The sequence below is a fragment of the Streptomyces sp. RK62 genome (genome assembly GCF_018070255.1).
GTDB classification, from domain to species: domain Bacteria; phylum Actinomycetota; class Actinomycetes; order Streptomycetales; family Streptomycetaceae; genus Streptomyces; species Streptomyces nigra.
In genome coordinates this window covers 99,336-112,858 of the sequence record NZ_JAGPYD010000003.1, presented here as the reverse complement: position 1 = coordinate 112,858, position 13,523 = coordinate 99,336, and the positions used below count along the sequence as shown (strand labels likewise).

12 protein-coding genes and 1 pseudogene are annotated in these 13,523 nt (G+C 72.9%); 9 read left to right on the top strand and 4 right to left on the bottom strand.

From position 1 onward, the window contains the following. Positions 1-13: 13 nt before the first annotated feature. Positions 14-262: pseudogene (locus KBY32_RS06880) on the bottom strand (hypothetical protein); the annotation flags it as partial. A gap of 61 nt (positions 263-323) precedes the next feature. Here KBY32_RS06880 and KBY32_RS06875 point away from each other — a divergent pair. After that, positions 324-548 carry a hypothetical protein gene (locus tag KBY32_RS06875; protein WP_055619815.1) on the top strand — a complete coding sequence of 75 codons (225 nt, stop codon included), beginning with the start codon at positions 324-326 and terminating at the stop codon, positions 546-548. Positions 549-889: 341 nt separating this feature from the next. Here the strand turns inward: KBY32_RS06875 and KBY32_RS06870 are convergent, their stop codons facing one another. Together KBY32_RS06870 and KBY32_RS06865 are read right to left on the bottom strand one after the other, a co-directional pair. Further along, positions 890-2,308 (bottom strand): cellulose binding domain-containing protein, encoded by a 1,419-nt coding sequence (locus KBY32_RS06870; RefSeq protein WP_210979246.1) that lies wholly within the window; start codon positions 2,306-2,308, stop codon positions 890-892. Between the two features lie 136 nt (positions 2,309-2,444). After that, positions 2,445-3,965, bottom strand: a complete 1,521-nt coding sequence (locus KBY32_RS06865; RefSeq protein ID WP_210979509.1) for a beta-N-acetylhexosaminidase — start codon at positions 3,963-3,965, stop codon at positions 2,445-2,447. A 260-nt stretch (positions 3,966-4,225) separates the two neighbouring features. Here KBY32_RS06865 and KBY32_RS06860 point away from each other — a divergent pair, with 260 nt between their 5' ends. The 3 genes from KBY32_RS06860 to KBY32_RS06850 all read left to right on the top strand — a co-directional run bounded on the left by KBY32_RS06860 (position 4,226) and on the right by KBY32_RS06850 (position 6,441). Next, positions 4,226-5,068 carry a GntR family transcriptional regulator gene (locus KBY32_RS06860; RefSeq protein ID WP_210979245.1) on the top strand — a complete coding sequence of 281 codons (843 nt, stop codon included), beginning with the start codon at positions 4,226-4,228 and terminating at the stop codon, positions 5,066-5,068. A gap of 83 nt (positions 5,069-5,151) precedes the next feature. Continuing rightward, positions 5,152-5,604 (top strand): SRPBCC domain-containing protein, encoded by a 453-nt coding sequence (locus KBY32_RS06855; protein ID WP_210979244.1) that lies wholly within the window; start codon positions 5,152-5,154, stop codon positions 5,602-5,604. A gap of 129 nt (positions 5,605-5,733) precedes the next feature. Next, complete coding sequence (locus tag KBY32_RS06850; protein WP_210979243.1) at positions 5,734-6,441, top strand: FAD binding domain-containing protein; 708 nt, start codon at positions 5,734-5,736, stop codon at positions 6,439-6,441. 82 nt (positions 6,442-6,523) lie between these two features. Here the strand turns inward: KBY32_RS06850 and KBY32_RS06845 are convergent, their stop codons facing one another. Continuing rightward, a complete protein-coding gene (locus KBY32_RS06845) occupies positions 6,524-7,678 on the bottom strand; it encodes an NUDIX domain-containing protein (RefSeq protein ID WP_210979242.1) in 1,155 nt (384 codons plus the stop codon). Positions 7,679-7,794: 116 nt separating this feature from the next. Between KBY32_RS06845 and KBY32_RS06840 the strand changes: the two genes are divergently transcribed. The 5 genes from KBY32_RS06840 to KBY32_RS06820 all read left to right on the top strand — a co-directional run bounded on the left by KBY32_RS06840 (position 7,795) and on the right by KBY32_RS06820 (position 13,461). Next, positions 7,795-8,598 (top strand): alpha/beta fold hydrolase, encoded by an 804-nt coding sequence (locus KBY32_RS06840; RefSeq protein ID WP_210979241.1) that lies wholly within the window; start codon positions 7,795-7,797, stop codon positions 8,596-8,598. Then, complete coding sequence (locus KBY32_RS06835) at positions 8,595-9,911, top strand: PP2C family protein-serine/threonine phosphatase (protein ID WP_374224909.1); 1,317 nt, start codon at positions 8,595-8,597, stop codon at positions 9,909-9,911. Before KBY32_RS06840 ends, KBY32_RS06835 begins: the two co-directional genes overlap by 4 nt. Next, complete coding sequence (locus KBY32_RS06830) at positions 9,908-10,276, top strand: STAS domain-containing protein (protein WP_210979239.1); 369 nt, start codon at positions 9,908-9,910, stop codon at positions 10,274-10,276. The genes KBY32_RS06835 and KBY32_RS06830 overlap by 4 nt, the downstream gene beginning before the upstream one ends. A 71-nt stretch (positions 10,277-10,347) precedes the next feature. Further along, entirely contained in the window at positions 10,348-10,911 is a 564-nt protein-coding gene (locus tag KBY32_RS06825) for an MSMEG_1061 family FMN-dependent PPOX-type flavoprotein (protein WP_210979238.1), read from the top strand. A 426-nt stretch (positions 10,912-11,337) separates the two neighbouring features. Next, positions 11,338-13,461: a hypothetical protein gene (locus KBY32_RS06820; protein ID WP_210979237.1), complete on the top strand. Its 2,124-nt coding sequence runs from the start codon at positions 11,338-11,340 to the stop codon at positions 13,459-13,461. Positions 13,462-13,523 lie beyond the last annotated feature (62 nt).

The window sequence follows — 13,523 nt, the reverse complement described above, 5'->3', positions numbered from 1 at the left end:
CGCCGCGCGGGGGTCAGTGCCCGGCGACCAGCTCGCCGCTGAGGCGGTCGTGCAGATGGGCGCTGGGACCGTTCAGACCGGTGATCTCCACGGTCTTGCCGTGCCGCGCGTACTTCTCGCCCGCCGGCATCCGCCGCAGCGTCTTCGGCGCGATGGAGTGCCAGTCGAACGTCGCGAACGACACCATCACCATCACGGCGACGAGCGATGTCATCGGGATGGCGGAGGCGAAGACACCCGTCAGGATCACGACCGCCACCACGCGGCCCCGGAACCGAGGCCTCCCGCATGCGGGCACCGGGGCCTGGCCGCACCCTGGTGCCATGGTCAGCGCACAGCCCATCGTCATCTACCCGGCCGCCCAGGACGGCGGCCGGCGCGTCCGCGTCGACGAGCACTTCGTGGGGATGGCCTACGGCCTGCTGGACATCGTCGAGTTCCTGCGCCTCGCCGGCCTGGACGACGTCGACGACGACTGGGTACGGCGGTCCGCGCTGATCGAGTGGCGGGGCGGCGGCCCGGAGGGGTGGCACCCCGCGCGCGACTGACCCGGGGTGGCCCGGCACCGCCCGCACCGCCCTGGTGGGTAAGGTCACCGCCGATAGCGGATCAAGTGTCGCAGCGCGAGTGAGAGTGTCGGGGTTGGCGATGTCGGCCCGCCCGGAGCTGATGAGGTCGGCGCCGAGGCGAGCCGGCGGTCGGCTTCGGCACGTTCGGCCCGCCGGGGCCCGAGCGGCAGCACCGGGCTCTTCTCCGGCCACCGGCTCGGCAACCTCGCCCTGCCCAACCGGATGGTGATGGCCCACCGCAGGACCCTGCGCCCGGTCCCGGCAGGCTGATCGCGCGACGGCAGGCCCCGCCGGAACGGGACCTGCCGGGAGAGATGCGGCTAGCCGGGGACCGTGTCCTCGAAGGTCGTGCCCGCCGCCCGGTAGGCGGCGACCTTGGCCCCGACCTGCGCCGGGCTCAGGACCTGGTCCTTGACGTGCAGGACGTAGTCGACCTGCTCGTCGTACGACCGGGGCGTGGTGCTGGTCTGCCCCGCGAGGTCGATGAGCCACTGGTTGAAGTTGATCGACATGGGCCGCTCGGGCAGATACGCGGCGTCATGGGTGCCGAACAGCTGCCCGTCCACGTAGTACTTGATGGAGCTGTCGTCGATGGTCAGCACCAGGTCGTGCCAGCCGGCGAAGCTCTGCCGGGACTCGCTGTGCTGGTTCACGGCCTGCCACGGGTCGGGGTTGTACGTCTCCCAGGACGTCGTGTACAGGATGTTGGCGGGCTCGCCCCAGCCGCCGTTGGGCAGGTACTCGAAGTCGTACTCGGCGTAGTCGTCGGCCATCGGCGCCTTGAGGTCGTTGATGGTGAAGAACGTCTGCACCAGTCGGTCCCCGTCCGGGCCGGACGCGGGGGCGTCGGAGAACCTGACGCGCGCGGCGTAGGTGCCGTTGCGGAACTTCATGGCCTTGGTGAGGACTTCGGTCTGTCGGGTGCTCTCGGCGGTGCCCGCGGTCGAGGTCCGCAGGTTCATCACCGAGTTGCCGCCCGACGACGCGAAGGTGACGTTCTCCGGGGACCAGGTCGCGCCGGGCACGCCCGGACCGCCCGCGTTGGAGCGGACGTTCCAGCCGTTCGCCGAGATCCTCGGGTCGCTCGACGTGCTGTAGTCGAAGTCGTCGAACAGGCTCTGCCCACCCTCCGGCGGGTCGGTAGGCGGGTCCGTGGGGTCGTCGCCCCCGGGAGAGGTGCCCCATACGGTGCTGCCCGCCACCGAGGCGGTGACCTTCGCCCAGTCCGCGTACGACGTCTGCGCGGCGCCGAAGGAGTAGTCGTCGCTCTGCCGCAGGGTCTGCCAGTCGGCGCGGTGGAAGCGCAGCTGCATGTCCCCCGTGTCGGCGCCGGGCGCGAGCGTGCCCGCACCGGCGGTGAAGCCGATCTCCAGATAGCGGTCGGCGGTGGGCGTCGGGTTGGCGGGTGTGCCGAACGTCCCGGTGATGTTGGCGCAGCCCTTCACCGCCCAGGAACAGGCGAAGCGGTACGTGGTCCCGGCCGCGTCGGCCTTGAAGTAGTAGCGCACCTTGACGGAGCTGAGCGGCAGGCCGCCGCTGCCGGTGTTCCTGACCTTCAGCCAGGGCTCGGCCTGGTCCGCGGTCGCGCCCGTCGCACTGGTCCGGTACTGCACGGTCACGTCCGCGGCGGCGGCGCTCGCGGAGCCCGACAGGGCGGTGAGCCCCACGGTGCCGAGTGCGGTGGCGACGGTCGCCGCCAGGGCGATCCGCAGTCTGCTGGGGGTGGTTCGGGACGTCATGCTGATTCCTTCCGGACGGGATGTGGGGTTCGTCGTGCTCGGGAAATCAGGGCCGTGCTGTGGGGGTGCGGTCTAGGTCGTGTCCGTAAAGTCGCGTCGTCCGCCCGAACGGCCGGCGGGACTTTGCGGACACGGCCTAGGGGTGGCGCGGCACCCCCAGCGCGTCGAGGCGCGGGAGGTGACCGTCGAGACGGGAGCGGAAGTCCCGCCAGGGCGTGGAGCCGCCCCAGGCACGGTCCGCCAGGGCGCACAGCCGGGGGTACGTGAGGTACTCCAGGCGCGCGGGTGTCGCCGCGTACTCCGTCCACACCTGGGCCTGCGCCCCGAGGACATGGGCGGCGGCCGCCGCGGACGCCCCCTCGGGGACGGGGTCGTGGGCGTGCACGTCCCGGAGCGTGACGACGGCGCCGGGCTGGGCCGGCAGCTCCTGCGCCCCGCCGCGCTGAGGGTGGTCCAGATAGGTGCGGCGGTGGTGGGCGTTGATGACGTCGAGGCCGCGGTTCGCGGCGGCGAGGGCGTGCGCCGAGTCCCGCCAGGCCATCGCCGTGAAGCCGTCCGGGAGTTCGCCGCCGGTCTCGGCCCAGGCGACCGGCCGCCGTCCGCAGCGGAGCAGGTACGCGCCGACGCGGGCGAGGAACCAGCCGTGCAGCGCGGCGGGTCCGTCCAGGCCCTCCTCGCGCACCCGCGCCGCCGCCTCGGGGCTCTCCGCCCACTCCATGACGGGCACCTCGTCGCCGCCGATGTGGAGGTACGGCGAGGGGAAGACGTCCATGACCTCGTCCAGCACGGTGCGGCAGAAGTCGAACACCTCGTCGTGGACGCCGAGGACGGTGTCGCAGACCCCCCACCTGGTCCAGACGTCCAGCGTCCGGCCGGGCCGGTTGCCCAGGTGCGGGTAGGCGGCCAGGGCGGCCCGGACATGGCCCGGCATCTCGATCTCCGGCACCACCGTGACCCCGCGCGCCGCCGCGTACGCCACGAGGCCTTCGAGTTCGGCGCGGGTGTAGGCGCCGCCGTGCGGCACGTCGTCGTGGATCTCGCCGTCCATGCCGACCGGGGAACGGGCCCGGTGGCCGCCGATCTCGGTGAGCTTGGGGTACGCGGGCACCGGCATCCGCCAGCCCTGGTCGTCCGTCAGATGCAGATGGAAGACGTTGACCTTGTGCAGGGCCAGCAGATCGACATAACGGTGGAGGTACGCCACCGGCTGGAAGTGCCGGGCCACGTCGAGCATCGCGCCCCGCCAGCGATGGCGCGGGACGTCGGTGATCTCCACGCAGGGCAGCGACCACCGCACCCCGGCTCGCGGCGACGCCGACAGCGCCTCCGCGGGGAGCAGTTGACGGATCGTCTGCACACCGCGGAGCAGCCCGGTGGCCCGTGCCGCGCGCAGCAGCACCGAGCGGGGGCCCACCGTCAGCCCGTACCCCTCGTCGCCGAGCCCGGTGAGCGCGGGGTCGAGCGTCAGGACGACGGTCCCGTCCCCGGCGAGGGGGAGGGGCAGTCCGGTGGCGGGGGCGAGCTGGTCGCGCAGCAGGCGGGCGGCCGGTTCGGCCCCGTCGCCGACGCGTACGCCCGTGCCGGCGTCCAGGGTGAAGCGGCCGCCGCGGACATGGGCCCGGGTGGGGCGGGGCACCAGCGGCAGGGCCGGAGGCATGGATGCGGGCACGGATGTCTCCCGTCTCGGTGGACCGGGGCCGAGCGACCTGACCAGTTCGGTCACTGGTCAGGTGACCTCTCACTGGTCGAGAAGGTGGCATAGACCAATTGAAGCGTCAACCCCGCGCGCACAGCCCATTGTTGGCAGGCTGAATCCCGTATGGCCGTACTGCGGGCGCCACTTGATGGCTACACTGCGTCTGACCAGTGGGTGGACTGGTCAGGTGCACGGAGCGAGTGCGGGGCGGGGGCGGCGTCATGAACGCGGGCGATCCGGGGGCGGTGCTCAAACGGGAGCGCGTACGCGACCACATCCTCGGGCTCATGGAGTCGCTGCGCCCCGGGGACGCCATCCCTTCCGAGCGGACGCTGTGCGCCGCGCTCCACGTCTCCAGGCCGACGCTGCGTGCCGCCGTCGACGAACTCGTCGCCGCGGGCCTGCTGGTACGGGAACACGGGCGCGGCATGTTCGTGGCACCGGAGAAGATCACCCAGGAACTGGTCCCCGACCACCGCACCATGGCGGTGCCCCCCGCCTCCGGCGTCTGGACCAGCCGCCTGCTGGAGTTCACCACCCTCGCCGCCGGCGCCCGCGTCGGCCGCAAGCTGCGCCTGTCACCCGCCGCCGAGGTCGTCTACGTGGCCCGGCTCCGCCTGGTCGACGGCGCCCCCATGGCCATAGAGCACCTGCACATCCCCGCCCACCTCGTCCCCGCCCTCACCGAGCGCGAACTGGAGGCGGGCGACCTGTACGAGCACCTGCACGACCGGCACGGGGTCCGGGTGAGCGAGGCCACGCAGACCATGGAGCCGACCGTGGTCAGCCAGGCCGAGGCGAAGATCCTCGGCGTCCCCCATCTGTCGCCCGCGCTCCTCTTCGAACGCCTCACCTACGACACGGACGGCCGGGCCGTCGAGTATGTCCACTCCCTCTACCGGGGCGACCGCTACCGCATCGTCACCCGGCTCACGTTGGGCGTCCCGGCACGCGACGAACCCGCGGCCTCGACGGGCCCCATCCCCGGTATCCCGCCCGGGGTCTTCCCGCCGCGCGAGGCGGTCGTCGTCACCGCCCGGGGCGACGTCCACGACGAACGCTGAGGCCACACCCCGGACGTACGGGCGCCGATGACTTCTCGGGGTGGCGGCCGTCTACCAAGGCGACATCTACCGAGGAGGCAGCCATGAGCACCCAGCAGAACATCCCGGCCGACGGTTTCACCTACACCCTCACCCGCACCCTGGACGCGCCCGTCGGAGCGGTGTGGCGGGCGTGGACCGACGCCGGGCAGTACGCCCGATGGGCCGGCGCCGAACCCGGCTCCGTCGAGATGGACGTGCGGCCGGGCGGGGCCTGGAAGGCCACGATGGTCACCCCGGACGGCACCTCGTTCCCCCTCACCGGCTCCTACTTCGACGTCGTCACCGACCGCCGGCTCGTCGTCGGCATGGACGTGCCCGGCCGGCCCGACCCCGCCGTCATGACGGTCGAGCTCGACGCGCGGGACGGCGACCGCACGGACATCGTCGTCCGCCAGACCAGCCCCACCGCCGAGGAGCGCGACATGTCCGAACAGGGCAGCACGATGCTCCTCGACAGCCTCACCGCCTTCCTGGCCTCCCCGGCGACGAGCTGAACGGGGACGCCGTGCGCGTGTGAGCCCTGTACGCGCCCCCCGGTCCACGGATTGTCTTACCGGCGGGGCGGGTGGCCGGAACCAGCCCGCGGTCCCGATCCGGATCTCGAGAGAGGCAGGGTGGTCACGGTGCTGTTGCGTCTGCCCACATCTGTGGCCGAAGCACGGGAGTGTCTGGCGGAGGGGGCGGTGCCGATCGGCGGGGCCACACTGCTGTGGGCCACCTGGCAACGGGACGGCTTCCCCGAGACGGCCATGTCGCTGCGGGAGGTGCCCGAGGCCAACCTCCTCGAGCGGGACGCCGTCGGCGCCGCCGTGGTCCTCGCGCGGATGGGCGACCGTGTCCCGGACGTCCTGCGGCTGGCCGCCGCCGGCGTGGGCACCGGGGCGGTCCGGCGCAGCGCGACCGTCGGCGGCAACGTCGTCGGCAGCACCCTGCGCTGTCTGCTCCCCGCGGCACTCGTCCTGGACGCCAGGGCGACGGTGCTGGAGAGCGACGGCGTCCGCGAGACGGACCTGTCCGAGCTGGTGGCCAAGCGTCCGCTGCTGCTCAGCCTCAGCTGGCGCCCCCCGCTCGCCAGCACGTTCCGCAAGCTGGACGCCGCGCCGGGCGGTGAGCCGCCGCTGGTCGTCGCCTCGGCCGCGCACGCCGAGGACGACGGGCGGGTCGCGATACGGGTGGCCGTCCGCGACGGCTACGAGGTGGTCCACGCGGCGGCCACCGCGGCGGACGACCCCGGGGAGACCCTGGACGAACTGCGGGCCACGGCCCTGGACGACCTCCCGGCCGCCGCCTGGGACGTGATCCGCGCCCAGGTCGCCACCCTGGCGAGCTGACGACCGGCCGCCACCCCTGACCCCGCCGAGCCGCCCGCCCACCACACCGGGCGCCTCGGCGGGTCCACCCTGTGTCGCCCGCTCAGGACGCGAACGGCGTGAAGTGGGCCGGGCGATGATCGATGGGCAGTCCGGGCCGCCAGGCGGTGAGGATCTGGGCGCTGCACTCGAACAGGCCGGGCGGCAGCGCGTCCAGCGGCCACCAGCGCCAGTCGCCGACGGACTCGTCGGGCTGGTCGGCGGGCGTCCCCCGCCACGCGGTCACGACGGCGCCCACGGTCATCCGGACGACGCCCCCGACCTCGTCGACGAGCGTGCCGAGCAGCCGTACGTCGGCCGGGTCGGCGAGCAGACCGGTCTCCTCGGCGAGTTCCCGTACGACCGTCTCCCGCAGCGACTCGCCGGGTTCCACGGTGCCGCCGGGCAGCTCCAGGGTGCCCCGCCGGTGCCGGCCCAGGAGCAGCCCGTCCGGCCCCAGCAGCACCGCCCCGACGCCGATCGCCGCGTGCGGCACGGGCGGGCGCCGCGTGCGGGGCCGCGAGGTGATCCGCGCCGGACGACGGACCTCGAAGAGGCGGTAGGAGGCGTGATTGCCCGCCTCGGGCGCGTCGAGGGCCATGACGGACTCCACCCGCAGCCCGTACGTCTCCAGCAGCTCCGTCCACACCTCGGTGGTCAGCACCCACATCCGTACGGTGCTCTCCCCGCCCCCGGCAAGGCGCAGGACCTCCGGCCGCGCGGCCACCTCGGTGCCCGGTCCGTGCCCGGCGGAGTTCGTGTGCAGGACGGTGAAGCAGAGCCGGCCACCCGGCCTGACCGACCGGGCCAGCTCGGGCAGCAGCCGGTGCGGATCGATGTACGGGACGGCGTGGACGGCGTACACGACGTCGTAGGGGGCGGCCGTGCGCAGATGCTCCACGGCGTCCGCGCACACCAGGGCGAGCCCGGGCAGTCCGTCGTAGCGGGACCGGGCGCGTTCGATCTGTGAGGAGGAGGAGTCCACGGCGTCCACGCGTGCGCCCCGGTCGCGTACGAGGTGGGCGGCGTGGCGGGCCGGTCCGCAGCCGAGGTCCAGCACGCGCAGGCCCCGCAGATCGCCGAGGGGCTCGTCGCCGGGTCCGGACCCGCCGGGCCCCCAGTCGATCCGGTCGGCCTCCGGCAGGGGAGTGGCTCGCCGCAGGTGGTGGCGGCCGTACGCCGTCCACGCCTCGGTGTTCGTCTTCTCTTCGGGCGTCACCGTCTCATCTCTCCCCGCGCCGCCGCCGTCCACGCGTCCGGCCCCGGACCTGGAACGCGCCCCCTGGCACGGACCCGTGTCATATGCCGCTGGGTCGAGCTGCGACACTGGCCGGTATGGACGTAGCGCGCAGGAACAACGTCACCGTCACCGGCAACCCGCGGGGGCGCACGGTGGTGCTGGCCCACGGCTTCGGCTGCGACCAGAACATGTGGCGGCTGACCGTGCCCGCGCTCGCCGACGACTACCAGGTGGTCCTCTTCGACTACGTGGGCGCCGGACGCTCGGACGCGTCCGCGTTCTCGGAGGACCGCTACTCGTCCCTGGACGGCTACGCCCAGGACGTCGTCGAGGTCTGCGAGGCGCTCGACCTGCGGGACGCGGTCTTCGTCGGGCACTCCGTGAGCGCGATGATCGGCGTCCTCGCCGCGGACCTCGCCCCGGAGCGCATCGGCGCCCTGGTCATGGTCGCGCCCTCGCCGCGCTACATCGACGAGGACGGCTACCGCGGCGGTTTCAGCGAGGACGACATCGACGAGCTGCTCGGCTCCCTGGAGTCGAACTATCTCGGCTGGTCGGCCGCGATGGCCCCGGTCATCATGGGCAACGGCGACCGTCCCGAGCTCGGCGACGAGCTGCGCAACAGCTTCTGCGCCACCGACCCCGACATGGCCCGGGTCTTCGCCCGCACCACCTTCCTGTCGGACTCGCGCGAGGACCTGAAGCGGGTGCGGGTGCCCACCCTGGTGCTGGACTGCACCCAGGACGTGATCGCCCCCCGCGAGGTCGGCGCGTACGTGCACCGCTCGATACCGGACTCCACGCTGGTGACCCTCGACGCCACCGGGCACTGCCCCCATCTGTCCGCCCCGGACGCCACCAACGAGGCCATCACCGCGTTCCTCGCCGGACTACGATGATGTCCTGGGCCGGGCAGCACTCCGACCCGCACGACGCCGACGACGACAAGACGGCCCACGCCGCCTTCGCCGCCCTGCTGGAGGACAGCGCCGAGGACTTGTACGACAGCGCACCGTGCGGCTTTCTGTCCACGCTCATGGACGGGACGATCGCCAAGATCAACTCCACGCTGCTGAACTGGCTGGGCCGGTCCCGGCAGGACGTGGTGGGACGGCTGCGCTTCACCGATCTGCTGACCGTCGGCGGCAAGCTCTACCACGAGACGCACTTCGCACCGCTGCTGCGTATGCAGGGCGACATCAGCGGTATCGCGCTGGAGCTCAAGCAGGCCGACGGCGGCCGGATGCCGGTCCTGGTGTCCTCCGTCGTCAAGCACGGCACCACCGGTGAGCCCCTGCTGATCCGCACCACCGTCTTCGACGCCCGCGACCGGCGGGCCTACGAGGAGGAGCTGCTGCGCCGGCAGCGGGCCGCCGACGAGGCACGCCGCCAGGCCGAGGCCGACCGGGCCCGGCTGCAGGACGCCATGACCGTGCTGCAGCAGTCCCTGCTCCCCGACATCCTGCCGGACGTACCCGGCGCGCAGACGGCCGCGCACTACCACACCGCCTCCCCGGACAGGCTGGGCGGCGACTTCTACGACGTCTTCCCGCTGGACAGCAAGCGCGGCGAGCGCTTCGGGTTCTTCCTCGGCGACGTGTGCGGCAAGGGCCCCCAGGCGGCGGCGCTCACCTCGCTGACCCGCTACACCCTGCGGGCCGCCGCCCTGCACGACCCGGACCCGGTCTCCGCGCTGACCACCCTCAACAAGGTGCTGCACGAGCGCTACGCCGGGAGCGGCGACCCGCGCTACTGCACGGCCGTCTTCGGCACGATCGAGCCCGACCCCGCCTCCCGGCATCTCACCGTCCACCTCGCCTCGGGCGGCCACCCGCCCGCCCTGGTGCTGCGCGCCGACGGCACCGCCACCTATCTGCCCACCCCCGGCGGGCTGCTGGTCGGCGTCCTGCCCACCGCACCCTTCGCCGCGGCCGCCACCACCCTCGGCCCCGGCGACACCCTGCTGCTCTACACCGACGGGATCACCGAGGCCCGTACCGGTGAGGACCGCACCAGTCTCTACGGCGACGAGGCCCTGCTGGCCTTCGCCGCCACCCAGGCCGGCCGCCCCCCGCACGCCGTCATCGAAGCCCTCGGTGACCTGCTGGCCGGGTTCGGGGACGGTCTCGACGACGACACCGCACTCCTCGCGATCGGCGTCCCCTCTTCCGACGACCCCGACGAGCAGAACCTGACGAGCCGCACACGATGAACGCACTCACGATCAGCACCCGAGACGCCGTGACCGGGCCGGTCCTCGAGGTCTCGGGCGACCTGGACTACGTCAACGCCGGCGAGCTCCGCGAGCTGCTGCCCACGATCACGCTCGGGCCGGGCCAGCGCCTCGTCGTCGACCTGGGCGCCCTGGAGTTCTGCGACTCGAGCGGCATCACCGCCCTGATCGCCGCGCACCACCACGCCCAGTCCGCCGGAGGGCAGCTCGTGCTGGCCGCCGTACCGGCCAACACCCTGCGTGTGCTGAGCATCGTCGGGCTGGACCAGATCCTCACCATCCACCCCGACAGCGAGGCCGCCACCCGCGTACAGCCCGCCTCCGCGAACCGGCCACCCGCGTAAGTAAGGTCGTCCTGACGTCGGATAGCGTGGCGCCCGCCGTCATCCACGCAGCCGCACACCGGGAGCCGGGCTTGCCGTACACGTCCGAAAGCGCCGACAGCCGTCCGGACCCTCTCGGCGGCGAGGGATGGGTGGAGCTCGGCTCGGGTGAGGAACTGCGCGAGCTGCTCGGGGAACCCTGGCCGGTGGTGATCGACAAGGTCCACGACCGGCTCACCGAGGAGGACCGGGACATCATCGCCCGGTCGCCCTTCTGCCTCCTCGCGACCGCCGACGCCGACGGCAACTGCGACGTGTCGCCCCGCGGCGAGGAACCCGGCTTCACCCATGTCCTCGGCCCGGGGACGATCGCCCTGCCCGACCGCCCCGGCAACCGGCGCGCCGACAGCTTCCACAACATCCTCGCCAACCCGCACGCCGGGCTGCTCTACCTCGTCCCGGGCAGCGGGCGGGTGCTGCGCGTCAACGGGCGCGCCCGCGTCCTCACCGACGCGCCCTTCTTCGACGCCCTGGCACGTGAGGGGCGGCGGCCCCGGCTGGCGTTCGTGCTCGACATCGACGAGATCTACCTTCACTGCCCGCAGTCGCTGAACCGGTCGGGGCTGTGGAAGCCGGCCTCGTGGGAGCGCTCCTAACTCAGGACGTCCCCGTCCCGGCTCATGACGGGCGGTGTGACTGGTCATCAAAGATGACCGGAAACCGGCGCGTGTCCCCGTGCCGGACCGGTCCATACCAGTGGCATTCGCACCGGCTCGCCCCACCCTGCCCATGATCCCGTCTCCGCCTCCCCGACCTGCGGCGAAGTGATCGCCGGGCCTCCGCCCGACATCCACGGCGAACGGCCGAGCACACGGACCGGACGGACCGACGGCCCCCGGCCAACCTGCGTTTTTCCGTCAGCTTCCGCAGCAAGAGCACGAAAGCTCCACAGATACATCACTATTTGACGCGACGGATGCGTCGACGACCGGTCTCTGAGGGGGAAGCCGGCGTCGCGCGCGGGGGTGCGTCCGCTCTGCGGAGCCATGCTCACCCCTGCACGGGGAGGGGACAGCGACCGCATGAAGCGGACCTTGAGCACCACTGTGCTGACGACGGGCGCCCTGCTGGCGGCTCTCGGCATACCCGCCGCCCAGGCGGCGGAGCCGGCGCCCCGCATCGACCTGCGGGTCCTCGTCGTCAGCGACGGCGGACCGGCCACCGACGCCATCGCCGCCGAACTGCGGACCGCCGGAACGCCGTACACGGAGATCGACCTGACCCGGTCCGACCGCCCCGTGATCGACGCCGGCTATCTCGCGGACACCGTGGACGGCCGGGACCGCGCCAAGTTCCAGGCGGTCGTCCTGCCCAACGACAACCCGTTCCCGGCCGGCTCGGCGGAGATGGCCGCCCTCGTGGCGTACGAGCAGGAGTACGCCGTCCCGCAGGTCGACGCCTACACCTACGCCCGCCCCGAGGCCGGGCTCCAGTACCCCGTGAACGGCGGCTACTCCGGCAGCCTCGACGGCGCCCGGGCCGAGGTGACGGACGCCGGGCGGTCCGGGCCCTTCGGCTACCTCGACGGACCGGTCCCCTTCGAGGACAACGCGCCGGACGTCGGCGAGAGCTACGCCTTCCTGTCCGGCCCGGCCGAGGGCGCCGACTTCACGCCCTACGTACAGGCCGACATCCCCGGCACCACCCGGAAGGGCTCCCTGGTGGGGGAGTACCGGCACGACGGGCGGCGCGAACTCGTCGTCACCTTCGTCTACAACCGCCACCAGCAGCAGTTCCGGCTGCTCGCCCGCGGCATCGTCGCCTGGATGACCGGAGGCGTGCACCTCGGCGCCTCCCGCAACTACTTCGCCGTCCACGTCGACGACGTCCTCGCGGGCGACGACCGTTGGAACTCCACCCTCAACTGCACCCCGGGCGACGTCGACTGCACCGACCCGAACGCCACCCCCGACCCGATCAGAATGACCCCCGGCGACGTCGACCACGCCGTCACCTGGCAGCAGGAGCAGGGCTTCACCCTCGACCTCGCCTACAACGCCGCCGGCAGCGTCGACCACCGCGAGGACCACGCCGGCGCCGATCCGCTCGCCGACCGGCTGGTGGACCGGCGCGACGCGTTCCGCTGGATCAACCACACCTACACGCACGCCTTCCTCGGCTGCGAACAGAACACCTCGGTCGTGCCCTGGCGCTGTGCCACCAACGCCGACGGCAGCACCAAGTGGGTCAGCCGGAACGACATCGCCGACGAGATCGCCCACAACCGCGTCTGGGGGCAGAGCGCCGGACTCCCGCTGGACGACGACGAGTTGGTGACCGGCGAGCACTCCGGGCTCCAGGTGCTGCCCCAGCAGCCCGCCGACAACCCCAACCTGGCGCTCGCCCTCGCCGACACCGGCGTCACCTGGCTCGCCTCCGACAACTCCCGCGAACCCGGCCAGCGTCAGGTCGGCCCCGCCACCACGGTCCCGCGCTACCCGATGAACGTCTTCTACAACGCGGGCCGCGCCGCCGAGCAGGTCGACGAGTACAACTGGATCTACACCAGCCGCGCCCAGGGCGGCAGCGGCATCTGCGAGGACAACCCGGCCACCACCACCTGCCTGCCGGCCCCGCTCGACCCGGCCACCGGCTACACCGAGCACATCGTGCCCCTGGAACGGCAGATCGCCCTCGGCCACGTCCTCGCCAACGACCCCAAGCCGCACTTCATCCACCAGTCCAACCTGGCCGAGGAACGGATCGCCTACCCGGTCCTCGACGGCGTTCTCGACGGCTACGAAGAGCTGTTCGCGGCCGACACCCCGCTGGTCAACCTGCGGATGAAGGCCATCGGCGCCGAACTGGCCCGCCGCGCCGCCTGGCGCACCGCCGTGGACGACGGACAGGTGACCGCCTACCGGATCGGCGACACCGTCACCGTCGACGCCCCCGCCGGCGTCGACGTCCCCGCCACCATGCCCGACGGCACCACCCGCTCGGGCACCGCCTTCGGGCTGGCGTACGCGGGCCACCGCTCCGGCTGGACGGACCCGGCCACCGGGCCGCTCACCCTCACCCTGCCCACGTCCGCGGCACCCTCCACGGCCGGCGGCACGGACGGCTCCACACCCGCCACCGACCCGGCCCCGGACGCCCGCGTGCCCGAGGGCGTGGCCGAGCACATCCCGCCCACGGGGAGCTGACCGACACCCGCAGCGAGGTCCCGGCCGCCCGCGCCGGGACCGGCACCCCTCACCACACCTCG